The sequence below is a fragment of the Moraxella sp. CTOTU46711 genome (genome assembly GCF_031975715.1).
In the GTDB taxonomy this organism is placed as follows: domain Bacteria; phylum Pseudomonadota; class Gammaproteobacteria; order Pseudomonadales; family Moraxellaceae; genus Faucicola.
The window spans coordinates 110,123-130,797 of record NZ_DALYMP010000005.1 but is presented as its reverse complement, the minus strand read 5'-3'; the positions used below and the strand labels follow the sequence as shown (position 1 = coordinate 130,797).

General features: G+C 38.8%; 29 protein-coding genes. 9 read left to right on the top strand and 20 right to left on the bottom strand.

The annotated features are described in order from the left end of the window. Nucleotides 1–87 precede the first annotated feature (87 nt). Nucleotides 88–750, bottom strand: coding sequence for a hypothetical protein (locus tag RTJ53_RS08480; protein ID WP_128682159.1), 663 nt, complete (start codon nt 748–750; stop codon nt 88–90). A gap of 292 nt (nt 751–1,042) precedes the next feature. Here RTJ53_RS08480 and RTJ53_RS08475 point away from each other — a divergent pair, with 292 nt between their 5' ends. Beyond that, complete coding sequence (locus tag RTJ53_RS08475) at nt 1,043–1,486, top strand: hypothetical protein (RefSeq protein ID WP_312276598.1); 444 nt, start codon at nt 1,043–1,045, stop codon at nt 1,484–1,486. Between the two features lie 256 nt (nt 1,487–1,742). Here RTJ53_RS08475 and RTJ53_RS08470 read toward each other — a convergent pair whose 3' ends face one another. The 4 genes from RTJ53_RS08470 to RTJ53_RS08455 form a co-directional block, all read right to left on the bottom strand. Then, a complete protein-coding gene (locus RTJ53_RS08470; RefSeq protein WP_138018240.1) occupies nt 1,743–1,955 on the bottom strand; it encodes a hypothetical protein in 213 nt (70 codons plus the stop codon). 65 nt (nt 1,956–2,020) lie between these two features. Further along, nucleotides 2,021–2,557 (bottom strand): hypothetical protein, encoded by a 537-nt coding sequence (locus RTJ53_RS08465; protein ID WP_312276597.1) that lies wholly within the window; start codon nt 2,555–2,557, stop codon nt 2,021–2,023. Between the two features lie 276 nt (nt 2,558–2,833). Then, nucleotides 2,834–3,109, bottom strand: coding sequence for a hypothetical protein (locus RTJ53_RS08460; RefSeq protein WP_312276596.1), 276 nt, complete (start codon nt 3,107–3,109; stop codon nt 2,834–2,836). A gap of 170 nt (nt 3,110–3,279) precedes the next feature. Continuing rightward, a complete protein-coding gene (locus RTJ53_RS08455; RefSeq protein WP_312276595.1) occupies nt 3,280–4,158 on the bottom strand; it encodes a hypothetical protein in 879 nt (292 codons plus the stop codon). Between the two features lie 147 nt (nt 4,159–4,305). On the opposite strand from RTJ53_RS08455, the gene RTJ53_RS08450 reads away from it, so the two are divergent. Then, nucleotides 4,306–4,506 (top strand): hypothetical protein, encoded by a 201-nt coding sequence (locus RTJ53_RS08450; protein ID WP_312276594.1) that lies wholly within the window; start codon nt 4,306–4,308, stop codon nt 4,504–4,506. Between the two features lie 216 nt (nt 4,507–4,722). On the opposite strand, the gene RTJ53_RS08445 is transcribed toward RTJ53_RS08450, so the two are convergent. From RTJ53_RS08445 to RTJ53_RS08425, 5 genes are all read right to left on the bottom strand, one after another. After that, the gene (locus RTJ53_RS08445; RefSeq protein WP_312276593.1) at nt 4,723–5,058 is read right to left on the bottom strand and encodes a hypothetical protein; all 336 of its coding nucleotides are present in this window, start codon (nt 5,056–5,058) and stop codon (nt 4,723–4,725) included. A 236-nt stretch (nt 5,059–5,294) separates the two neighbouring features. Then, nucleotides 5,295–5,636, bottom strand: coding sequence for a hypothetical protein (locus tag RTJ53_RS08440; RefSeq protein WP_128681920.1), 342 nt, complete (start codon nt 5,634–5,636; stop codon nt 5,295–5,297). A gap of 376 nt (nt 5,637–6,012) precedes the next feature. Next, complete coding sequence (locus RTJ53_RS08435) at nt 6,013–6,183, bottom strand: hypothetical protein (RefSeq protein WP_175405664.1); 171 nt, start codon at nt 6,181–6,183, stop codon at nt 6,013–6,015. Between the two features lie 10 nt (nt 6,184–6,193). Further along, the gene (locus tag RTJ53_RS08430) at nt 6,194–6,931 is read right to left on the bottom strand and encodes a phosphoribosyltransferase (protein ID WP_128681922.1); all 738 of its coding nucleotides are present in this window, start codon (nt 6,929–6,931) and stop codon (nt 6,194–6,196) included. Nucleotides 6,932–7,157: 226 nt separating this feature from the next. After that, on the bottom strand, nt 7,158–7,685 hold the full coding sequence (locus RTJ53_RS08425) for a hypothetical protein (RefSeq protein ID WP_138018263.1): 528 nt from the start codon (nt 7,683–7,685) through the stop codon (nt 7,158–7,160). Between the two features lie 336 nt (nt 7,686–8,021). On the opposite strand from RTJ53_RS08425, the gene RTJ53_RS08420 reads away from it, so the two are divergent. The 3 genes from RTJ53_RS08420 (at nt 8,022) to RTJ53_RS08410 (ending at nt 10,556) form a co-directional block, all read left to right on the top strand. After that, the gene (locus tag RTJ53_RS08420) at nt 8,022–9,203 is read left to right on the top strand and encodes an MORN repeat-containing protein (RefSeq protein ID WP_128681926.1); all 1,182 of its coding nucleotides are present in this window, start codon (nt 8,022–8,024) and stop codon (nt 9,201–9,203) included. A 139-nt stretch (nt 9,204–9,342) separates the two neighbouring features. Then, the gene (locus RTJ53_RS08415; protein ID WP_138018262.1) at nt 9,343–10,149 is read left to right on the top strand and encodes a thermonuclease family protein; all 807 of its coding nucleotides are present in this window, start codon (nt 9,343–9,345) and stop codon (nt 10,147–10,149) included. Between the two features lie 8 nt (nt 10,150–10,157). Beyond that, nucleotides 10,158–10,556: a DUF4236 domain-containing protein gene (locus RTJ53_RS08410; RefSeq protein WP_128681928.1), complete on the top strand. Its 399-nt coding sequence runs from the start codon at nt 10,158–10,160 to the stop codon at nt 10,554–10,556. A 336-nt stretch (nt 10,557–10,892) separates the two neighbouring features. Here RTJ53_RS08410 and RTJ53_RS08405 read toward each other — a convergent pair whose 3' ends face one another. The 9 genes from RTJ53_RS08405 to RTJ53_RS08365 all read right to left on the bottom strand — a co-directional run bounded on the left by RTJ53_RS08405 (nt 10,893) and on the right by RTJ53_RS08365 (nt 16,975). Beyond that, entirely contained in the window at nt 10,893–11,381 is a 489-nt protein-coding gene (locus tag RTJ53_RS08405) for a hypothetical protein (RefSeq protein WP_312276592.1), read from the bottom strand. Nucleotides 11,382–11,600: 219 nt separating this feature from the next. Then, entirely contained in the window at nt 11,601–11,816 is a 216-nt protein-coding gene (locus RTJ53_RS08400) for a hypothetical protein (RefSeq protein ID WP_128681931.1), read from the bottom strand. 68 nt (nt 11,817–11,884) lie between these two features. Continuing rightward, nucleotides 11,885–12,493 carry a hypothetical protein gene (locus tag RTJ53_RS08395; protein WP_128681933.1) on the bottom strand — a complete coding sequence of 203 codons (609 nt, stop codon included), beginning with the start codon at nt 12,491–12,493 and terminating at the stop codon, nt 11,885–11,887. Nucleotides 12,494–12,674: 181 nt separating this feature from the next. Beyond that, nucleotides 12,675–13,781 (bottom strand): RNA-guided endonuclease InsQ/TnpB family protein, encoded by a 1,107-nt coding sequence (locus RTJ53_RS08390; protein ID WP_128681936.1) that lies wholly within the window; start codon nt 13,779–13,781, stop codon nt 12,675–12,677. Nucleotides 13,782–14,017: 236 nt separating this feature from the next. Further along, on the bottom strand, nt 14,018–15,289 hold the full coding sequence (locus RTJ53_RS08385; RefSeq protein WP_312276591.1) for a competence protein CoiA: 1,272 nt from the start codon (nt 15,287–15,289) through the stop codon (nt 14,018–14,020). Between the two features lie 109 nt (nt 15,290–15,398). Continuing rightward, the gene (locus RTJ53_RS08380) at nt 15,399–15,866 is read right to left on the bottom strand and encodes a DUF2726 domain-containing protein (protein ID WP_128681940.1); all 468 of its coding nucleotides are present in this window, start codon (nt 15,864–15,866) and stop codon (nt 15,399–15,401) included. Then, nucleotides 15,860–16,399 (bottom strand): hypothetical protein, encoded by a 540-nt coding sequence (locus RTJ53_RS08375; RefSeq protein ID WP_312276590.1) that lies wholly within the window; start codon nt 16,397–16,399, stop codon nt 15,860–15,862. The genes RTJ53_RS08380 and RTJ53_RS08375 overlap by 7 nt, the downstream gene beginning before the upstream one ends. Nucleotides 16,400–16,413: 14 nt before the next feature. Then, nucleotides 16,414–16,698 (bottom strand): hypothetical protein, encoded by a 285-nt coding sequence (locus tag RTJ53_RS08370; RefSeq protein ID WP_312276589.1) that lies wholly within the window; start codon nt 16,696–16,698, stop codon nt 16,414–16,416. Nucleotides 16,699–16,714: 16 nt separating this feature from the next. Beyond that, nucleotides 16,715–16,975: a hypothetical protein gene (locus tag RTJ53_RS08365; RefSeq protein WP_128682240.1), complete on the bottom strand. Its 261-nt coding sequence runs from the start codon at nt 16,973–16,975 to the stop codon at nt 16,715–16,717. A gap of 186 nt (nt 16,976–17,161) precedes the next feature. Between RTJ53_RS08365 and RTJ53_RS08360 the strand changes: the two genes are divergently transcribed. The 4 genes from RTJ53_RS08360 to RTJ53_RS08345 all read left to right on the top strand — a co-directional run bounded on the left by RTJ53_RS08360 (nt 17,162) and on the right by RTJ53_RS08345 (nt 19,317). Continuing rightward, nucleotides 17,162–17,731, top strand: a complete 570-nt coding sequence (locus tag RTJ53_RS08360) for a hypothetical protein (protein WP_128682238.1) — start codon at nt 17,162–17,164, stop codon at nt 17,729–17,731. A 20-nt stretch (nt 17,732–17,751) separates the two neighbouring features. Then, nucleotides 17,752–18,141, top strand: coding sequence for a hypothetical protein (locus tag RTJ53_RS08355; RefSeq protein WP_128682236.1), 390 nt, complete (start codon nt 17,752–17,754; stop codon nt 18,139–18,141). Nucleotides 18,142–18,245: 104 nt separating this feature from the next. Then, a complete protein-coding gene (locus RTJ53_RS08350; RefSeq protein WP_128682234.1) occupies nt 18,246–18,752 on the top strand; it encodes a hypothetical protein in 507 nt (168 codons plus the stop codon). 145 nt (nt 18,753–18,897) lie between these two features. Continuing rightward, on the top strand, nt 18,898–19,317 hold the full coding sequence (locus RTJ53_RS08345; protein ID WP_128682232.1) for a helix-turn-helix domain-containing protein: 420 nt from the start codon (nt 18,898–18,900) through the stop codon (nt 19,315–19,317). Nucleotides 19,318–19,691: 374 nt separating this feature from the next. Here RTJ53_RS08345 and RTJ53_RS08340 read toward each other — a convergent pair whose 3' ends face one another. Beyond that, complete coding sequence (locus RTJ53_RS08340; RefSeq protein WP_128682230.1) at nt 19,692–20,468, bottom strand: hypothetical protein; 777 nt, start codon at nt 20,466–20,468, stop codon at nt 19,692–19,694. Between the last annotated feature and the right edge of the window lie 207 nt (nt 20,469–20,675).

The window sequence follows — 20,675 nt, the reverse complement described above, 5'->3', positions numbered from 1 at the left end:
TATCGCGCCAGCCACTTTGCTTTTGTTTAGTACATGACAAAATAGCAAGGCTGACTTGCCTTGCTATGCGTCTAAAGTCAATCTACACTAAGCGGCTTGTTTCACCTCCTTTGGTTTGTACCAGGTTTCCCCATTTGAGAACCGCGCTGATACTTCATATTCGGTCGCATTTTGGGTGGCAATATATTCAAAGGCGTCATTTAGCGCGGTTTCCATACTGTTAATACGCTTGGTAATGTTCGGATGATAGCGTTCGCCTTGTTTCTCGCTAAATACCCCTGCATAAACTACTTCTTCAATGATGCCTTCGATGCAGCCTTTTAGGTCATCGTTATCACTTACCGTTTGTTTGTATGAGTAATCACTTGAAAGTGACAAGTCATGGTCAATATTTGCGCCTTCATAGTAGCCACTTCTAACAATCACATTTTTTTCAAGCTGAATGTCGATACCGAAAAACGTTGAATTGGCAATGATGCGACCTAAAATTCTGCCCTCAAAATTACGCTGACCATCCCATTCACGATGGCTAGATGGGTAGCAGTCAAATTTAACGGTAATCCCCTTTTTAGTCTTGGTCTCCATGCCAGTCATCGTTGAGCGAATGTTGTCTAGCAAGTCATCATAATAAAAACTTGAACAATCACAGCCATGATAGCTCTCCCCGGCTTCTTCGGCCTCTGCACAGCAGTTGCAGCCAAAACTTACGGCAAACAAACGGTCTCGATATAAAAAATTTGCGGTACCCATGATATTCACTCCAGTAACTTTGAGTTTAAGAAAAGCAAGCCAATCTTGCTTGGTATGGGTTTATTATAGGCCGGGCAAATTCAGTGATACAGCGATTTGGGCGTGGTAGGCAGCTGCGTTGGGCTTATCTATTAATCCTTCTACTATTTTCCTTTTATATGATATTTTGTATATATATAATAGTATTATTCACTATAATATGTTAAGTCATAATAGTTTGCAGCAATTCGATTGCATCAAGCAATGAATCTCAATAATCCCTCAACCTATTTTTTATAAAGTGAGACTGACTATGGCCAAACCAATAAATAAAACAAAAACCATTCATGAAATTGAACAAGAAATGCAAAAGATACAGCAGGAAGTTGATGCAAGAAATGCCAAAATTGAGGCATTGCAGCAGCAAAAATTGCAAGTGGTTTTAGAAGCAAAATGCACGTTTTTTGAGGTGATATATGATGCCGCCCTTAAAGACGCTACCGTTGCCAATACCTTGCTTGGATTGACCGAAAAACTAACTGGTGAAAGGAAAAAAATAATCGCAAACTTTGTTAATGAATTGCGCGATAGCATTAAACCTATGCACCAAGAAGCCGTCAATGAGTCATCACCGCAGGGAAATGAGACGTTGACCCAAGCTGAACTTGAAGAACGTGAGATTGAAAGGATGCTTGCAGAGGAAGAAGCACAGAACGCGCCAGTCAACAGTGTTCAAACTCAACCACAAGCGAGTTAAACCATTTAAAACCAACGCATTCCCCTCAGTAACACGAGGGGTTTTTTGTAATATGACTAAGCCAATGGCATAACCTAAAGTCGCTTATCAGCTTATATTTTTATAACTTTTGCTTGCTAATAATGGGTCTTTTAATAGCTGTATAAAAAATAACCAATTAACACAAACCGTTGTTTTTTATATAAAAATATCTATATATTTAGCCAATAATAGACGGGTTATCCACGATTTTGTGGATAACCCTTTCACTAAATAATCATTCATCTATCGTCTCAAGTTGGTCAATCAGTTGCTCAACCAAACTGATTTTTGCGTGATAAAACATACCTGCATCCGCTTGCGTGTAATACGCCTTAAGCGCATGGGCTAAGTCAATCAAGTCATAATATTGTGTTTTTAGCAGGTAATGATTAAAAAAATACCCATTAAATCGAATTTCTAAAGCGTCTTTGAGTTCTTGGAAGGTCATGGCTTATTTTCCCTTATAGCATGGCAAGAAAGTTGGAGGATATAGGGCGATTACTCGCCCATTGGTTATAACGCGAGTAATTCTTTCACGATTGGCTCAATCAAGACGGCATACGCCTTTTCATCAGCGGTCATGTGAATTTCGCCCTCTAACAACTCATACTTAAGCTTATACAGCCAGTCAGACACGCATTCATGCTTCATCTGCAAATTATGACTGTAGGGATAGTCTTTGTTATTTTGCAGGGTATTTAAATCTTCTTGCCAAACCATGAAGGATAAAAGAAAGTCCAAGGTGGTTTTATCGACGATAACCGTCTGTTTGCTTGTTGGCAAGGTGATAGTATAGTTTTTGCTTGAGTCAGCATAAACCGCTAAATATACCGCACCCCGACTAGCAATGTGCTTTTCTTTACTGACCAATAACACTCGATTGCCATTGTCATTAAGCGTCACCTCAAGTTTTTGAGCCGCCAATTTGACCGCTATTGAGTAAGTGGTGTGTAGATTTGGCATACTGCTTGCGTGATAGAAGCCGCCCGATTTAATTTCTTGAATAACAAAGCCTTTAGGCGCGGTAATAACAGTATTTTCAATAGACATACTAATGACTCCAGTAACTTTGAGTGTAAGGTTTACCAAGTTGTCTTGCTTGGTAGTCACTATTATAGGCATTTGCACTTATTAGGCCGATCAGATTGAGTACGGATGCCACTGGCAAGATGGTTAATATAAGATTGGTTACTGTTTTCTTTTTTTAACAAACTAAAGAGAAGTTTTAAGTCGATTAATAATTTAACTTTATAGAACATTTGTCAAAAAAACCGCCTCAATAATGAGGCGATTAAAACATTCAAATACCATTAAATTAGAACCAAATTAACGTTCGTTTAGTTCTGCGATTGTTGATTTAATCTGATTAAGCGAGTATTTGATATTAAGATCAGTATCGCTGACAAACACACTATTGAGGCTATCGCTTACCGTGGTGGCTGAGTATTGCTTATTAATATTGTCGTAAATCCAACCACCCGGTACACGCATCACTCGTCTGCAAGAATTAACAGGCATACAGTCAAAAAAGTGCAATGATTGCATTTTTTCAAGTATTTGAACGTCTTGTTTTAATTTTTGAATTTCAGCATGGTTTGACATGGGCTTATCCTTGCAAATGGGTGATAAATGAAACAAGCCTTAGCGAATATCGCTGGCTATGCGTTCATTATATCTACCCACTAACACGCAAAGTATAAAGACAGGCAAGATTCAAAGCCGCTTGGGGCTTAATCTTCCGGTAAATTTACTTTTTTCCTTTTGATAATTTTTTAGCTGAAATCACGCCAGCCGCTTGCCTTTTTATGGCCGCCACCGCCTTTCGATTTAGCATACGCACTGCCATCAAAATCACAATCATTGGCTACACGTAAGGAATATTTAGTACAATCCTTTGCTTGCTCATAAATCACAGTCACCCCAAAGATTTTATTGAGACAGTCTCCTAAATCACTGGCAAATGCCAATGGTGCGTTGCATTTCATTACTTTTACCCCATTTTCTAACTCGCTTGGGTAAGCCGATGCTGCAATTTGGTCGACCAAAACATGATGATAATCGGCATATTGTTGGCCTATCATTACCAATCGGTTGTGAGTGATTTGTTCATCAGCATGGAGCCACTCGTCAATAATGTCAAAAACCAACGCAGTAAATTCATCGGCTGTCAGTCGTTTTGCTCTTAATGCAAGCGACTGGTATTCACTTTCAATATATTGCTTTCGCCATAAGTCGCGATCTTCAATGTAGGTTAAGAATAGAGGCTTATCTATACTCGGAAAAAAACATTGCCAAGCTAACGTCGCCCCACAACAATTTACGTCATAGATATAGCGTAATGTAGGATGGTTTAAACCCTTTAAATCTTCAAAGATACTGATATGGTGATCAATGATAGTAACGCTTTCGGCGATGCTTAGTATTTTTTCAGTAATGGCTCTTGGATAGCAGAAATCTAACATGATAACATTTCGGCCTATAAAGCCATCTAGTGAAACTTCTATTTGGTGATGACCTTCAATGATACTGTAATCACTGCGTTTTAACTGTTTTTTTATATAATACAAACCAACACCTAAAGCACTTATCCCATCATTGCAATTAGCATGATAAACGAATGTGATTGGCGCGTTGGTGAACTTTAATACCATTATTAAATCCTATGGAAAACTAAACTCAAATTTTGCGTTAAGCTGAATAAAATATTTGGGAAACAAACATTTATTCATAATTGTAATATAATATATATTACATTAAAATAATTCTCATTTTAATTGTTGTCTGTTCTCGGGAAAACTATGAATCCAGCATCACGGCGTTCTAAAAAACACGATATGAAGCATCAAGCCGTTACCGTTATTTTAAAGTTATACCAAGATAAACCCGATGAAGCAGAAGTGATTAAGCTATTAAATAGCTGGAAGCAAAATAGAAAGTTGAAGCAAAATGTTGTTCAGGCCATTAAAAATCAACACTTTACGCCAATAAAATCAGATTAAAGCAGTTAAATGGCCATTATTGCTGGCCGGACAATAATGGCATACTACTAAAATTATATCTCGCCCTACCCCCAAATTACCCCAAATTCCGTCTGTTTCAATTTAAAGAAATCAGGCTGATCGCCTATCTCAATTAAACTAAAGTTTGCCAATCGCATGTTTGGCATGGTAGCAAAGATAGCCATTTAACTGGCTACCCTTGCTAAGAAAATACGGTTATTCCATCAATGTCTCTAAGCAGTCAATACGAGCCACTTCTCTATCTATGGCGTATATCTGCCCATTGGGGCTACGTTGAAACTTAATATAGCTATCCTGAATGGTGATTTGTTCAAGCGGTATGGCGCGATAAGGCGTTGGGGTATCTTTAGTTTGGTCAGTGACCTCACAAAAATAGCGCGTTCTTAAGCCATTGGGATTACTGACAGGCGTTTTATGAAACTCAAAATAAGGGTCAGGTTTGTAGCCTAGCGTTGCACAGCTTGGCAGGGCAATTAAGGCAGATAAAGACACAATTAATGTTGCAATGCGCTGAAAAGAAGTAAAATTCATGATGTTATTCCTATAAAAAATTAAGGTGAATATCGATTAGGTATAAATTGATTATAGGCGTGATAGACTGATAGGGCGATTATATTAGGCGCGTTGGGAACCGGCATGGACCTTGATGCCTACCCTATTTACTGTTTTCTTTTGTCTAAATTTATCTTTGGTCGATTGTTTATAAGATGGCGTTTAGTGAATTGACCCTAGCCAGCCCCAGCTTGGGGGCTGGCTAGGTTTGCCAGTTATACCACAGGCGATTCCACATTCTCAACCCAAGGCATCATGCCAGCAAATAGTTGCATAAATTTTTGGTAACGGCGTTCCATTTCTGCTTCAACACCATCAAAGCTATTGTCATCAACGCCATCGACGTCAACCCAAAATTCAAGGCGTTCACTTACATTCACATGGTCAATACCGTCAATACGTTCTGTCACAGCTGTTGCGGTAATGCCATAACCAAAGTTACGCCAGGAGGCGGTCACTGTACCTTCATCATGGTCTTTGCTGATATCCGGTGTCAGCGATAGGATGTTAGTTACGATGGTTTCAGCTTTTTGTGCAGTTTCATTAATTGGGTTCATATTGGGACTCCAGTGTGTTTGAGTGAAAGTAAGCATTGCTGCTTGGTATGAGTCCATTATAAGGGGGTATTAGCTTGCCAACCCAGCAGTTTGAGCGAGGCTACAAGCGGTTTTGCGCTTATTGCCCCACCATTTTACTGTTTTCTTTTGAATCAATTATCGTTAATTTTCCGGGCGATGTTTGCCAGGAATTTGAACTAATTAACTATCATACTGAGCAATTAATTATCATACTGAGCAATTACCTATCATACTGATACCTAAATGACTTAATAGCCGCAAAAAACAAAAAAACCACCAAATAGGTGGCTTTTTAAAGATGCAGTAAATGAGACGGTTTGACTAAACAGCACTAATGAAATGCAATTATAGACAACTATTTAACAACTTGACTGGTTTTTTTGGCTCGATGTTGAAATGCTTTTTTGAAAAACTCCGCGCCTGCTTTATTATAAGCTATCAACTCACGTTCCTGTTCTTCGGTCAATTTGAGATGACGAGTGTATTGGTTATTGTTCGGTACGATGATTTTCGGTTGTTGTTTCATAATGATTTTCCTAATTCTGCTTCAAAGCTTGTCTAGCTTCTTGAACACGCGCCTGAATCTGCTCTAGTGTTGGTTTTTTAAGATGCCCAGCCTCTTGCTGGGTAAGCTTATCCAAGTGATAACCAAATTCTTTATGCCAATATTCATCTAAACCTTGTTTTTCTTTAATAGATTGTAGCATATTTTGCTTGATAGTAATATTTACACTGTAATCAAAGGCAGTCATAACAGTTGCGCCGATAACTTTACCGCCTAGATTTTCAATATATCCCTTTAAGGTTGCAATCGTGCCACCAACTGACAAAGTATCATCAACGATTAAATAGGATTGTCCGCTTTTAACCTCTCCTTTAAATTCAGGTGGTGCAATATAGCGGTGATAAATACCTGTACCAGTACGTTTAGCAGTATTATCTTGATATATATTAGTATCAACTTCTAATTCTAAACTGACTGCTAGAGCATAAGCAGTTGCTTGTGGAATGCGATTTTTGCCAGTCAGCTCCTCAGATAAAACAGGTAGTATGATAGGTTTTTCATCACCTATCAAAGTTTTAATTCTATCAATGGTTTCATCTTTCAGCAGTTTTTCAACCAATGCCATAGACTGATTAAAATCCCCACTTTTTGCCTCTTGATATTCAGGTTCATTTTTTAATTCACCAATTTTTCCATTGCTGATAACTGGAGGAAAATCACCCCAATCAGTTCGAGTTTCTTTAACAGATATAATATCAGTATTATTCACTATCATTCTTCACTGCTTTATGATTATCCCAAAGAATAGTTTATTTCATTTACTAAAAATTTCATTCTGATAGATACAAAATTAGGCGCGCTCACATTAACATGTATAGAATTTTGGAAATTCTATACATGTTGTTAGTAATATATATAGAAAAATGGCAAAATCTATATCATTAATAAATAAGCCATTTCGCGAACCTTAAAACTCTTATGATAATGGATTTTTATTAAAAATCCTGTGGTAATTGCTCAAGCTGCATAAGATAAGTTTCAAGCATATCTTCGGCTTTTAAAAGTGCCTCTTGGGTGGCGACTTTTGATAGTTGGAAATTTAAGTCTTTTACGCCAAAAGGCACAAAAACTGAGCTATTAGCTAAAGCTAATTGATATACACGGTTACCATTAGCATCTTGTGAGTTTGTATCAAATTCTTCTCGAGTGATCGTGGTGTAAATAAACCCATCATTAACCCGAGTGACGCTAAGAGACTTGTTAATTTGCATCGTCTCGTGTAAAGCCATTGTTGGCAATTTGTTGGCTTCTTTGAGAGCTTGCTCAATGCTACTCACTTTACCTTGAGCTTGGATTATATTTTGTTCTAACTGGTATCGAGCCTCATGGTTTTTACGCCATGCCAGCAATTCTGCCTTGTGAGCTTCAAAGCCTTCGCTATCCTCAATATCCCAACATGGGTCGTCTAGCCATGACTTTTTGAGGGCGGTTAAATCGTCATTGTTGATTGATTGTGGCATCATAAATTCCTTATGGTAAAAATCACTTAAAAACAGTCAGTGCAGCAGTAGCGTTCGCCTTACCTGCTTAACTCAAGTGTAGTGAGTTTGCCCAAAGAAAACGAATGATGTCGTTACAGTTGACGCTCGTATTCGACTCATTTCCCACCACTCTACTGTTTTCTTTTTAGGTAGATGATAGTCAGGCTGCCAAGACATACTTGGCCAATAGGAGGTGGGCTAATTTATCGCTAGTTATAACATTTGTTTTCAGATAAGATAATAGATGACTTTTATAGCCTTACAAAATTTGACTATTACGCTATCACCAATTAAATTTTTATAGCAATACCATCGCTTATGAGCCGAACCTCCATAAAATCATTTAAATTATTGTTAAAAGTAAGTGCTGGCTTTGCTCTATTTTGTGTGATGCCCACCTCTTTATGGGCTGCCGACGCTACTGGCTATCATAAAAGCACGAATAATCAATGTGCTGTTTATAACGCCGAGCTAAAAACCGATCAAACCGTGGTTTGGCAAGGGCAATGTCGCGATGGTTATGCAACCGGTAAAGGGGTTGCTCAGTGGTATGACAAAGATGGCAATGCCTATAACCATTATCAAGGCACATTTGAGAAAGGTAAAATTGTCGGAAAAGGTATTATTGAATGGGACGCACAGGTTCCTAATGAGACCAAGCGTTATGAGGGCGAATTTAACGATGGGGTAATGCTTGGTAAAGGCGTGATAGAGTTTACCGACGGTAATCGCTTTGAGGGTGATTTTGTTCCCTGTGGCGAGCGATATCGAGGCAAGTTTACTTGGGGCAAAGACAATGAGTATTACACCGATACCTATGTTGGAGAATTTGTAGCTGGTCAAAAATCAGGGTATGGGGTTTATACCTGGGGTGAGCAAAGCCCCTGGTATGGTGATAAATACGAAGGTCAATGGGTAAATAATGAGCAATCCAAGGGTAAATATACCTCAAAGAGAACAGGCCTTGTTTATGATGGGGAATGGAAGGAAGGTAAAAAGCATGGCTATGGGGTCGGTGAATGGAGTAACGGTATTCGATATGAAGGCTATTGGGAAAACGATACTGTATCAGGTAAGGGTAAGCAAATAGTGCCAAATCAGTATGTTTATACTGGCGATTTTGATGATGGTGTTATAAGCGGTAAGGGTAAGATAGTTCTTCCCGATGGTAGTTGGTATGAAGGAGATTTTGCAAATAATGAACAGACTGGTATTGGTAAAGCACAAAGAGCTAACGGTATAGTGTATGAAGGCCATGTCATTAAAGGTAAGGCTTGGGGGTTTGGCCAACTAACGGTTCCTAAAGCCGCGTTTGCAAGCGACAAACGCTCTAAATTAGGCACTTGGATCAATGACAATACGTTTTTTGAGCAAGGCTGGTATGTTGATAATAAACTGTCATTTAGTTGCCCAAGCGAACAAGCATGTCGCGCTCAAGCTGCTACTGATCCTGTAAAAAAAGCGGCAATTACCCAAACGGAAAATCATTTAGCAGATTAGCAGAAGTGGTTGAGATAAACTTGATTACATGATTTTAGGCGATGTGCCTAATAAGGTATTTAATGCGTATAGCGTTTAACTTTACTTTTAGTCGAATGGTGTTTATGATTTAATCAAAAGAAACAACTGAGTAAGAATCATGAAAAGGTTTGCTCTGTTTTTACCAGCAATGCTTGCGTTAACTGCTTGTAATACGGATGGATTTGGAGAACTGCCATCCGTTTATGTAAAAAATAATTATCCTAGTAATACAACGACTGGCTCAACCGATACCCAGCCAGTTGTCACGCCACCTGTAATTGATACCTCATTAAAAACAATCCAAGCTCAAAGCGTCCGCGTCATTGATGGCGATACTCTAGAAGTCATACCTGTCAGTGGCCAAAGTGAGCGTGTGAGACTTATGGGGATTGATGCGCCTGAAAGTGACCAACCTTATGGCAATACTAGCAAGTCATCACTTGAAACTTGTGTCAGCCTCGGCAATGTCACGATTGAATGGATCAAAAAAGACCAATATGACCGACTGGTAGGCAAGGTTTTGGTAAACTCAAAAGATTGTAATCTCGAGCAAGTCAAAAAAGGCATGGCTTGGCATTATAAGCAGTATCAAAGTGAGCAAACTCAATCGGACCAATTAACCTATTCAAATGCCGAAGTTTTGGCGAGAGGTGCTAAAGTGGGTTTGTGGCAGGATAGCTGCCCGATCGCGCCGTGGGATTGGCGCAAAGGCATCAGAACTGGTAACTGCGGTGATAACGGTACTTCTCCAACAACACCAGTCATTGTGCCAAGCGAACCTTCAACAGCAGTGTGCAATCAATATAAAAATGCTACCTGCGGCAGTTTTAGTTCATGTGGTCAAGCTAAACAAGCATTGGCTTGCGGCAATAAACAGATTGATGGCGATGGTGATGGCATACCTTGCGAAAGCATTTGTAAATAGAGGCTAATATGGGACTAAGATTTAGAAAAAGCATCAAAATTGCGCCTGGCGTTCGAGTTAACGTTAGTACAAGAGGCACCAGTTTGTCAGTTGGCAAACGCGGTTTAACAACCAATATTAGCCGCCGTGGTGTACGTTCAACCATCGGCATTCCTGGCAGCGGTATTTCATATACCACACGCACTGCTCGATGGAATAATCGCAGAAATATTGCCAATTTACCTAACCGACAATTTGTAAATGATGCGTCATATCGCCGGGTATCTTTTTTACTTGGCATGGGTATTTTTTTCATGCCCTACATTTTCGCATGGTTTACGTTAAGACAAGGGTATTCTAGACAAGCTAGGATGATAAGCTTTTTTTGGCTAATAATACTTGTCTTGCCCACGTTTTTTAAAAACTGATTACTAACCCAACCCATTGCCTAGTATTTTGTTCCTCCCCTACTCTTAATCACCACCCACAGCTAATAACCAGCATACGGTGATTATGTATTTTTTATTTACTATTTTCTTTTAGTGATTATTTAATTGACACAAAAGTTTGCGCCGACGCAAACTTAACTCGAATTTAATCGACACTTAGATTTGCCAGTTTTAAAATTTGAAAACTTTGTGCTGCATTCTTAGTGGCAACTTTCACTTCATTTTTTAACATTTTTATTCCTTATAGAAACTCAAAAGTGAATAGGCCTTGTAAAAGTGGGTCATCATTAACCCACTATTATGGCACTTGAGCGATTAGCGGAAGCTTGCATGAAACGCATTTTTAATCTGCGTGTACTCACTTTCATTCTTTATAAGGTCATCTAGCAAGTTACTGGCGAATATCATCGCAAAGTCAGGTTTTAAAGTTTCTGAACTCATTAAGTATTGAGTAACATCATCATCTTCAAAATCGCTTTCTGTCAGTATGAGCCACATTGGGGTATCGCAATGGCTTGAAAGACGAAGGCGAACATCCCCATTGCCATTAGAAAAATCGTGGTTGTAGCGATTAACCAAACCAAAGTTTAAGTTATCACAGCTCTCAAAAAATTCTGCATTGAGGTTGACAACCATTCCTCGATTGTCAGTCAAGTTGATTGATACTTCACGGCTTAAAACAAGCTCTTTATAACCTGTTCCCTCTTGATTGACGATGCCGTGGTGATGGGTTTTGCGCGTGACATGAATGTCTGTCACCGTAAAATTATCTGCTTTTTTAAAAAGCTCTGCAAAAGCTGACATAAAAATACTCCAGTGTGTTTGAGTGAAAGTAAGCATTACTGCTTGGGATGGCTCAATTATAATTGCTTAATCGAGCGCATAGTCTAATTGTGCATGAGCTAGTTGGCCGTCATCGGCTTAATGTTTGGCATGTCTTACTGTTTTCTTTTAAATGGCAATTTGGCTGGCTTGATGCCAAAAAAATCCCCTGCCAGCGGCAAGGGTGATTCAATATAAACTTTACGCCTGTGCTTCTTCTAAATCCATTAATGCCCCATCGTAACCGCATACAGGGCATATTTCATCGCCATACCACGCATAGCCTAAACTCATGCACTGATTGCATCGTACCAAACAAGCATCATGCTCATCATAATCAACCTTTGGGTAAAACTTGATTCCGTTAGCCTCTGCTAGGACATAAGCAACTTGATTTGTTTGCTTTTCACTGGCCATAACAATATCCCTCACAATTAATTAAACAAGCCCCCTAACCTTTGAACCTAGCTAGGGGACAGGTAGACTTACGCTTGGCTAATGATAGTGGGGTCAATATCTTGACCATCATAGGCAAAAAAGCGTTCTTCATTAATAGCCGTCATGATATTGGTTTCGGTCTCTAAGGTTTCCTTGGTCACGTCTTGATATTCACCGTCAATCTCATTTAGGATTGAAAATTCATCCTTGCCAGTCATGACAATGTTTTTGCTTGAGCGCATACAGCCACCAACGAGCATATAAAACTCCTGTTGCCCTGCTTCACAGCGGCGCACCAATTCGTCATAGCTACGCACCATGCCCACGATGCGGTTATAACCTGCGATAAGGTTTTTATTTTTTGACATATCATCAAGACGGTAAGAATTAGTGATTAGCACATCCTGCTTTTCATCTTTTAGATAAAGGCTAAAAATTTCAGTACCATTTTCAAACACCGTTTTCTCGAAAAAATACACTAACTGGCTTGGCACATGAGTGAAAAAAATCTTACGTGGACTACGATAAGTGACATTAAAGGTCGCATTGTCTAAGTCATCATAAATGCTTGTTAGGTACTCAAAACCTGTTGCAGTTTCAGGTTTGGTCAGTCCGGCTTCAATCATGGCGTTCATTAAAGTTTTAATAAGTTGCATAAGGGTTCTCCTAGGTTGATTAAACTTATTGGCTTTTGATATGCCTATTTTAGCAATCACCCACGCCCCTCAAAATCAATTTGGGCATAGCAGCAAGCCGCTTGGGGCTTGATGAACCACCCTCTTTACTTTTTTCTTTTTTTTAAATTATGGGTACCTATTAATTGACTTCCTCCCCTTGCTAAAGCAAGGGGATTCCTTCTACAAGACGGTCAAGCCCGACCGCAAGAATGTTCTTACTGGCATTGATATCTCTATCATGCCATGTGCCACACGAAGCACATATCCATTCTCTTATTCCAAGCGATTTTCTACCTTTCGGACTATTGGCGGTGATGTCACCGCAACACGAACATCGCTGGGTCGTGTATCTCTCATTCACGATTTCAAAACGGCAACCTGCGTTCTCGCATTTGTAGGTCAGTTGTCGTTTCAGTTCAAACCAGCCTGCATCGTAAACCGATTTGGCGAGTTTGCCTTTTTTACTATTAAATTGATTACTCTGAATATCACCGACCACGATTAGGGCATTGTCTTTGACTAATTGGGTGGTGAATTTGTGTATCAGGTCTTGCCTTGTGTTTTTGATTTTGGCATGGATAGCCTTGATACGTTTTTTGTTGTTTGAGCGTTGGGCTATAGCTAATGCTTTGGCATATTTTAGCGTTTGCTTAATGGTTAGCTTGTCACCGTTTGAGGCGGTAGCACTGTCTTTAAGTCCTAAGTCAATACCTACACTACCTGTTCCGCATGATTGTTTGGGATAGTCTTTGACTGTGATACAGGCATACCAACGGTTACGGCTGTCTTGGACGACCTCAAGGGTGTTGATTTGATATAGGCTAAGGTTGTAGCTGTCCCATAGGTCGATGATGAGTTTTTGCCCTTTGGCTAGGCTTAGTTGCAAGGTGGATTTTAAGCCCTTTTTGCCTATGGCATGGGTGGCGATGTGTTTGATGGCAGATTGTTTAAACGGTAGCCAACCGAGCGATTTACGCTTAGAGCTTGGGTTGTTGGTTCGCCATGACAGTTTAGCTTTTTTGAATTGGCGACGCGATTTGGCGTGGGTTTCATTGATGGCTTGGATGGTCTGACTGTGTAAGCCTAGCAGTTCACCGCTACCTTTGGTATATTCGTTTAAATCATACGCACTAAAGAATTTGCCAGTACGCTTAAGATGCTCGTAGCTTAACGCATTGACATAGTTCCATACGAAATTAACCGAACCGCTTAGGCGATTTAGTTGGTCTTTATGTTTGTCTCGTATGCGTAACTTGAGTGTTTTCATAAGTTTAGTGTGGCAAGTTATGTTTACTGTTTCAAGATGCTAGGTTGGCTATACGTCATTGTTCGTCGTGTTGTTTGCCTTATATCCACCGCCTAAAGGGGGTGGTTTTACGGCAACGGAGGATAAATTTTAAATTCCGCATGGTTTCTCCTTAAGTTCACAAAGTTAGTCATATCTTAAAATTGTGAGCATCTTCCCTGGTTGTCTTGGATAAGTTTTCTAGGCCTTTTAAAAAATCATCTGCCACCGAATAGATGGGCTAATAAGCTTTTTACTTCCGCTTGCTTTGATATGGTAGTTAGTTTTACGCCGACTGTATGCTCATGCTCGTACCCTTCTTCTAGATAATCTACAGGCGTTTCGCTAGGATTTTCATCCTTGAAATAGTTAATACCATTAGTATCGGGTGTCGCTGGCAAGGTCGAGTCCAAAATCCATTGACCAACTGCCATTTGAGTGTCGGTTTGCATGGTACTACAAGCAATGGTACAGATCGGGGTCTCTATGGTACTTGGGTCGTCATACATATTTTCTTCAAAGAACTTACCCATGATTGCGTTGCAATGTGGGCAGCTATTGGCCATATAATCGGTTTTCTCCGTTTTGCTATACCGCTTAGATAACTTTGCAAAATGAAAAGCCGGCTGAAAATACTGATTGATGAAATCAACATCCATTAAAGAAATTTCTCTGATTGTTCTACTTGGCCAAAGCTTTATCAACCATCCATACAAATTTTGGTGATAATAAACCTGTCCGACAATCACTATCGACCGGCGACACCTCCAGCAGGTATCATTAATGAGTTGTACTGACATGTATTGGTTAGGGTCATTGTTTCTTAGTATAAAGCTAAACCTGCCGTTAAATAGGTGCCTGATAAACGTTGTTAGCTCTAGGCTGACTGGTTGAAATTTCTCGGCTAAATGTATGCCTTTTTCATTGACTTGATATATATTGTGGACGCGCATTGCACCGTCTTTGGTTTTTGCCAGGGTAAACACCGGAATATCTTTTGTTCTAAACCTATAATCGCCGGTTAACGCATTGTTATGACCATCTTTAAGGTCCCTAAGCAACCATACGCATCGAATACCGGCATCCTTATAGATTTGCTGTCTTAACGTTGTTTCTTCATAGGATTGCGGCGACCATTGAACCTCAACTGCCATCTTTGCTCTACCCTTCTCAGTATAGATATCGGCGATCCACGCTTTGCCTTGTGGTGTGATTCCCTTTTTTTCAGTTTCAACTTGCCAGCCCATTTCAAACAAGGTTCTGCTGATTAAGTATTTGGCAAAAAGGTGTTCTCTTGTTTCAAGAGCCGGTGATGGGCAGCTTTCACTTTTAGTCTTATGGGCAAAAAACTGTGTACCCAATGCGCTCGTTTTGAGTAAGGCTTTTGCACCACAACAAGGCATTCTAAATACATGCTGCTTATACTCGCACTTCAACTTAATCCACTGTTCAGGCGAAAAATGAAAGCTGTAAATTTTTTCTTCGTTCATAACACATGAAAAAGCCATAATCTGCACCTTAACCTATAGCGATGGTCTTTTTCTACTATAGCTTATCATAACGCCAACCATTATCTAGCAGCCTTCATGTTTCCAAAAATTATTGAGTTAGTGTCAAAATATCTTGGGTGAGCTGTTGTGGACTAGGTACGATACGGTATCGTAGCACCTTATACCCAGCTGCTTTAAGCATATCATCTCGAGCTTTATCCTGTGCTTGCTTATCGTCATGGCTTTTATCATCCAATTCGATAACAGCTAGAATATTAAAGTTTTGATCGGTCACCACAAAGTCAGCGATTTTTTGGGAGAATTTATTGCGCGTTTTCCAGCTTTTTGTTCTTAAAATAGCACCCAAAGACACCTGACAAAAAATATGACAACCTGGTACACCTTTTAACTGCGTGAACATGGTTTTTTCATGTTCGGTCATTAACCTTTTGGCATAGATGGGGGTATCGCCTGTGCTATCTTGACTTTGTTTAGTGTGTTTTTTGGAGCCAATGACCCCAAAAAAGACACTAATAACAATGGCTAATACAATAACCGCAGCAGCTACTTCTAACATGGTTCGTTATACCCCTTAGGTGGTGGCGTAAAATTGATGCCTAGATTTAGTCGCATCAGTTGTAGAGCTTCTTTATCCAACAATTTAATAGACTCGGCCATTTTACGCTCGAAAGCTGGCGTGATATTTAAGCAGACTTGAATTTTCTTATCATTTTTTTGTTGCTCAATGCTGGTAATCTGCTGGTCGAGTAAATAAATACCTGTTTTAATTGCTTCAATACGACTGATATCGCCCAAATTTTTAGCTTTGATTTGTTTAATATAGCTGCTCAATGTTTGCTTTAAGTATAGATTATGGTTGAGCGTTTCTTCAATACTACTATCATGTTTTTGCAAAACTTCCTCATCATAAACGTAACATGCTTCAATAGTGAGTTCAGTTTCAATCCCGGGCAAGTCCTCGCCAGTAAAAAAATGATAAACACCACCCTCTTTGGCTTTTTGTATAGCATTGTCTCGATAAAGTTCCAGCCACACACGACAATTTTGTAATGCCGTCATCACATCAAATATATTGAGCTGCTGATTCATGATTTATCCTTAATCTATCCGAAATAATTAAAACTGTCTTGATAATATAAGCGCATAAGCTCCATATTTTCTAAGTAATTAAGGTTAAGTAAGCAATTAATGTTGTTTTTTACTAAAAGCGCAAAATTATTGCTACCACATACTTTATTCATGTTCTGTAATATATCATTAGCTGATATTCGTGAAATAATATATTTGCCATCGGCTAAAACCACTTTTGAAGATATTTTATCAATATCTTCAATCCTAATAATCTGCTTAATAGGAATGGTTAAATTATTAATTAAAATTGCAGACATATAATTAATCCTTTGTTCAAGCATCCATAATCTCCTGCATTATCTCTGCTTTATCCTTTTGCTTTTGAACCATCTGTGCGCCCTTCTCCAAGTCCCGGCGAGCTTTTACGCCAGCTTTGAGATCGCCCACTTTGATGTCATATTTTTCTGCCACCGCTCTACAGGCTTCATCAAAAGCCAGTTTCTTTTCAAGCATTTGTCGATCCAAATTTATTAACCAATCAAACGCCTCACCTTGAGTCTTAGGGACATTTTCAATCGCAGTTGTTTTATTCATAAATACTCCAAATTAATTATAAAAATGTTAATTATAATACTTTTTTAATATATATTATTATAGTTAAGCGATTTATTATCAGGATTTATTATTACCTGTTAATCTATTGGTCATAAATCATTATCGCCCAACAATGCTAAGATTAATGCTGGCGTGATGCCATAGATAACAGGACCGCTCAAGTAAATGATAGACATCAATACCCTGCCCCGGCTCGAAAAGACCATCCAGTTTGATGACAGGTTTAATGCCGACTGGCGTTTCTCGCAAGTCCGAAAGGTATTTCTTGCGATGGGCTATCCACCATTTTTTGAGTTTTTATGTGATTGGATTGGTCTGATTGTTAATCAATATTGTGGCGTTTACTGTGCTGATAATGAGCCAAGTAACGATAAGGCATTTAAAAAAATACTGCTATTGAATCCGCGTCATAACGATAATGCTATTGGTCACTGCCCTGGAGCATTGTCCTTAATAAAAGGTCTCAATCAGTATTGGCAAGTGAATAGTAACGATTTTTCTGAATTAAAAAGACGTGTCAGTGGTGAATTGCTATTACTTTTAAATGATAGCGACATCACACCGATTGCCTTAGATACTGAGGATATGATGATCGTCAAACAAGTATTCCAAGACTTAGCTGATTTCTTCTTCATGCTTCAATGGGTGGAAATCAGTCAATTTGCGCCCGAGTATTTACCCAAGCCGCAAATAATCTACCGAGGCGGCAAGCCAACGTATCAATGGGATTTTTAGGAATCAATCAAGGAGGCTGTATGGAAAAACTAGAACCGAGTTCTTTAGAAAATTTTTTTGAAAACGATGTGAAATATAAAAGTAAAAAATTTAAAAAATCAAACAGTTCTAATATTTTTATTATCGTAATTTTACTATTTTTAATGATTTTATGTATTGGTGTTGCTTTAGCTATAAAATTATACATTGATAAAAATGAAGTAGCAGCCGGCCCCTTACCCCAACAAGGGAGTGAGCTTAATATTGAAGATCTTTATCAGCCTATACAAACCTCAATTCTTCCTGAAATAAAACAGGAAAGTAAGTTCGAGCTGACTGAACAAGCCGGTTACACGGTTATAAAGATTGGATCAAAAAACAAATTTACTGTAAAAAGTGAGAGTGGAAAAACTCTTATTATCATTGACTGATTTTATTAATCGCTGATACTATTCATCCACTATAGTTAATGACAAAAGTTCTGAATTGTTAAACTATTTAACAGCAAACCACACCGCAATATAAGGAAAGCATTATGTGGACGACAAGAATACTTAAATCAGCAGCTACCATAGCGATCATCAGTGCTTTTACTCAAGCTCACGCTGGCGAGAATGCTACATGCTATGTTGTTAAAGATAGTAAAACCACGCCAGTCGCTTGCACTAAAAATGTCGTCGAAACACACAAAAAAGGGCCGCTAAAAGTGTGCCGTACTGTTGATAAGAATGCCGATTCCGCTGATTTTTTAAACAAAATCACCACTTACAGTCTTGCTAACGGTACTGTCATCCAAGAAAACAACACGTCTTTATTATGCGGTGCTGGCGGTGATAGTTGGAATATGCAGGAGAAAACCAGCTATAGTGTGGTTGGCAAGTCTGCAACTATGCAATACTATAACCTTGAGACTGGCAAGATCGCTACAGCTAAGGCGGTTGCAAAAGCCAGTGATGATTATTATAGTGGTAAAACAAAAAATCAGCCCAAATTTGGTAGCTGTATGGCAACATCAAAAAGTGGTGAGTCAGTTTGTTTTTAGTCTTTACCATCAATTAAAAAGCCAGCTATTTGCTGGCTTTTTAATTGTTTATACTATAATAAACATTGATTTTAGGTATTACTTGTTAGTTCTAATAGTCTCTGATATATTACGTTCAAATTAACTTATTTTGCAGATAATATACATGTTTGAACTTGAAAATATTGGAAAGCGGCTTGAAAATGAGCGAAAACGGCTTGGAATGAAAGCAGTTGAAGTTTATAAGGGCCTCGATATTGCCCAAACCACTTATAAAAGTTATGAAACTGGTAAACGCAATATCCCTGCCAGCTTACTTGCAAAGCTATGGGATATAGGTTTTGATGTATTGTATATTGTAACAGGTGTATATACTGAATCATCCAACAGTAGTCAGATAATCAGACAAATTCGATTAATAAATTTGCCGGATAATACCGATACACATGTGTTAGCAGATAGTCTATTAATATATATGTATCAGGCAGAAGAAGCCCTGATCCAAGCTGGTGCAGAAGCTAAAAAAGATTATAACTATCAGGATTTGTTAATAGCTGCAAGTATGATACAACAAAAAAAGGGCTAAGTTCTTAGCCCTTTTTCTAGCTATGGCTGTGATGATTGGTCACCAATCAGTCTAAGCCCATGTTTATCGCAGCTAGGGCAATGACTTATATCCGGGTCAACCAAGCCAGTATTGCCACAGTGAGGGCATTTGACGTGGCTGAGTTCTATGTCTTTAAGCTGCTTTGGGTTTTGATAAAACGGTCTTTGCCAGGACCCCAATACTGCCCTAGTGCTAGATAGTGCTGCTCTTTCTAAGAGTATCATAAATTTTCTCCCTTAATTAAAAAAAACTTGTAATCAGCCTAAGTTTGCGGCAATTCTCCCGTTGTTTTATATGTTTAATTTATAATATTCTGCTTAGGCTAATTTTTATAGGTAACTTGATAGCCGAAATTAAGCGGCTTGAGTATCTTCAATTTCTTCTAAATCATCAACCACTTGCTCTATTGGTGGCTGAGGCAGTTCACGTCCATTATTTTTGAATACTTCAACGTACTCTAAGAACATTGATAACCCTAGAGCATGACGCTCTGCAACTTCTTGTTCCCAGGCTATATCACGATAAACAATATTACCGATAATCACTCGATCTTCGGCTGGAATATGGTCATAGTTGTGCATCGAAGCGTTATCCCCATACTTCCACAGCTCCTTTGGGGTATTAAGCAGGGTATGGGCCGTGCAGCCATAATCCATATTGTAAAGCCATAGATAACCACGTAGTTGAGCGGTATAGTCAGTTCCCTTGCCAAAACGTTCTTTAGCAAAGCTATCAAGCGAATAGCTGCTTTTAATGTCGATAATCATACGTTTGCCGTGGTCGATAATATCCGGGCATCCAGTAATAATGCCATTGCTTAAGCGCAGGTCATTTTTCGTATAGTTTTCAAAATACACCCGGTTCACCAACTCAATGCTATCATTTTCAAGTACCACACCTTTTGCAATAGTTTTAGTTGCATTGGTTTGAATATTAGTGGCATAGCAGATTTCATTAGCCATCTGCATAATTAAGCCTTTAGCAGTGTCACCCCACAGTTCACTTTTAGCACGACCCTTTGCCATAAATTCTTTGATGCTTGAGCAACGAATGACAAATAACGCTGCTAATTGCTCCTGAGTTAAGTTCTTAAGCAGCGGTACTTCTTTACCAAAAATATCACTATACATGTTCACTCCAGTCTGTTTGTATTGAGCTATAATAACTAAGACAAGTGAAGTATAACGCCATTCAAATTGACTATATAAATATTCAGAATAGCTTTTTGAGGTCTGTTTGATTATGTTGATTAATATTTACTATTTTCTTTTGTTTGACTTAAATTTCGACTAAGCATAGTGCGGAAAAAATAATTAAATCTAATATTGTTAACCCAA

Excerpts from the sequence above, each read along its gene's own strand:
- RTJ53_RS08420 (WP_128681926.1), top strand. The coding sequence starts at position 8,022 with ATGAGCCGAACCTCCATAAAATCATTTAAATTATTGTTAAAAGTAAGT.
- RTJ53_RS08465 (WP_312276597.1), bottom strand. The coding sequence starts at position 2,557 with ATGTCTATTGAAAATACTGTTATTACCGCGCCTAAAGGCTTTGTTATT.
- RTJ53_RS08445 (WP_312276593.1), bottom strand. The coding sequence starts at position 5,058 with ATGAATTTTACTTCTTTTCAGCGCATTGCAACATTAATTGTGTCTTTA.
- RTJ53_RS08405 (WP_312276592.1), bottom strand. The coding sequence starts at position 11,381 with ATGTCAGCTTTTGCAGAGCTTTTTAAAAAAGCAGATAATTTTACGGTG.
- RTJ53_RS08435 (WP_175405664.1), bottom strand. The coding sequence starts at position 6,183 with ATGAAACAACAACCGAAAATCATCGTACCGAACAATAACCAATACACT.
- RTJ53_RS08350 (WP_128682234.1), top strand. The coding sequence starts at position 18,246 with ATGTGGACGACAAGAATACTTAAATCAGCAGCTACCATAGCGATCATC.
- RTJ53_RS08475 (WP_312276598.1), top strand. The coding sequence starts at position 1,043 with ATGGCCAAACCAATAAATAAAACAAAAACCATTCATGAAATTGAACAA.
- RTJ53_RS08440 (WP_128681920.1), bottom strand. The coding sequence starts at position 5,636 with ATGAACCCAATTAATGAAACTGCACAAAAAGCTGAAACCATCGTAACT.
- RTJ53_RS08410 (WP_128681928.1), top strand. The coding sequence starts at position 10,158 with ATGGGACTAAGATTTAGAAAAAGCATCAAAATTGCGCCTGGCGTTCGA.
- RTJ53_RS08365 (WP_128682240.1), bottom strand. The coding sequence starts at position 16,975 with ATGAATAAAACAACTGCGATTGAAAATGTCCCTAAGACTCAAGGTGAG.
- RTJ53_RS08385 (WP_312276591.1), bottom strand. The coding sequence starts at position 15,289 with ATGAACGAAGAAAAAATTTACAGCTTTCATTTTTCGCCTGAACAGTGG.
- RTJ53_RS08340 (WP_128682230.1), bottom strand. The coding sequence starts at position 20,468 with ATGTATAGTGATATTTTTGGTAAAGAAGTACCGCTGCTTAAGAACTTA.
- RTJ53_RS08450 (WP_312276594.1), top strand. The coding sequence starts at position 4,306 with ATGAATCCAGCATCACGGCGTTCTAAAAAACACGATATGAAGCATCAA.
- RTJ53_RS08470 (WP_138018240.1), bottom strand. The coding sequence starts at position 1,955 with ATGACCTTCCAAGAACTCAAAGACGCTTTAGAAATTCGATTTAATGGG.
- RTJ53_RS08375 (WP_312276590.1), bottom strand. The coding sequence starts at position 16,399 with ATGAATCAGCAGCTCAATATATTTGATGTGATGACGGCATTACAAAAT.
- RTJ53_RS08460 (WP_312276596.1), bottom strand. The coding sequence starts at position 3,109 with ATGTCAAACCATGCTGAAATTCAAAAATTAAAACAAGACGTTCAAATA.
- RTJ53_RS08415 (WP_138018262.1), top strand. The coding sequence starts at position 9,343 with ATGAAAAGGTTTGCTCTGTTTTTACCAGCAATGCTTGCGTTAACTGCT.
- RTJ53_RS08390 (WP_128681936.1), bottom strand. The coding sequence starts at position 13,781 with ATGAAAACACTCAAGTTACGCATACGAGACAAACATAAAGACCAACTA.
- RTJ53_RS08400 (WP_128681931.1), bottom strand. The coding sequence starts at position 11,816 with ATGGCCAGTGAAAAGCAAACAAATCAAGTTGCTTATGTCCTAGCAGAG.
- RTJ53_RS08370 (WP_312276589.1), bottom strand. The coding sequence starts at position 16,698 with ATGTCTGCAATTTTAATTAATAATTTAACCATTCCTATTAAGCAGATT.
- RTJ53_RS08360 (WP_128682238.1), top strand. The coding sequence starts at position 17,162 with ATGATAGACATCAATACCCTGCCCCGGCTCGAAAAGACCATCCAGTTT.
- RTJ53_RS08455 (WP_312276595.1), bottom strand. The coding sequence starts at position 4,158 with ATGGTATTAAAGTTCACCAACGCGCCAATCACATTCGTTTATCATGCT.
- RTJ53_RS08395 (WP_128681933.1), bottom strand. The coding sequence starts at position 12,493 with ATGCAACTTATTAAAACTTTAATGAACGCCATGATTGAAGCCGGACTG.
- RTJ53_RS08355 (WP_128682236.1), top strand. The coding sequence starts at position 17,752 with ATGGAAAAACTAGAACCGAGTTCTTTAGAAAATTTTTTTGAAAACGAT.
- RTJ53_RS08345 (WP_128682232.1), top strand. The coding sequence starts at position 18,898 with ATGTTTGAACTTGAAAATATTGGAAAGCGGCTTGAAAATGAGCGAAAA.
- RTJ53_RS08480 (WP_128682159.1), bottom strand. The coding sequence starts at position 750 with ATGGGTACCGCAAATTTTTTATATCGAGACCGTTTGTTTGCCGTAAGT.
- RTJ53_RS08425 (WP_138018263.1), bottom strand. The coding sequence starts at position 7,685 with ATGATGCCACAATCAATCAACAATGACGATTTAACCGCCCTCAAAAAG.
- RTJ53_RS08380 (WP_128681940.1), bottom strand. The coding sequence starts at position 15,866 with ATGTTAGAAGTAGCTGCTGCGGTTATTGTATTAGCCATTGTTATTAGT.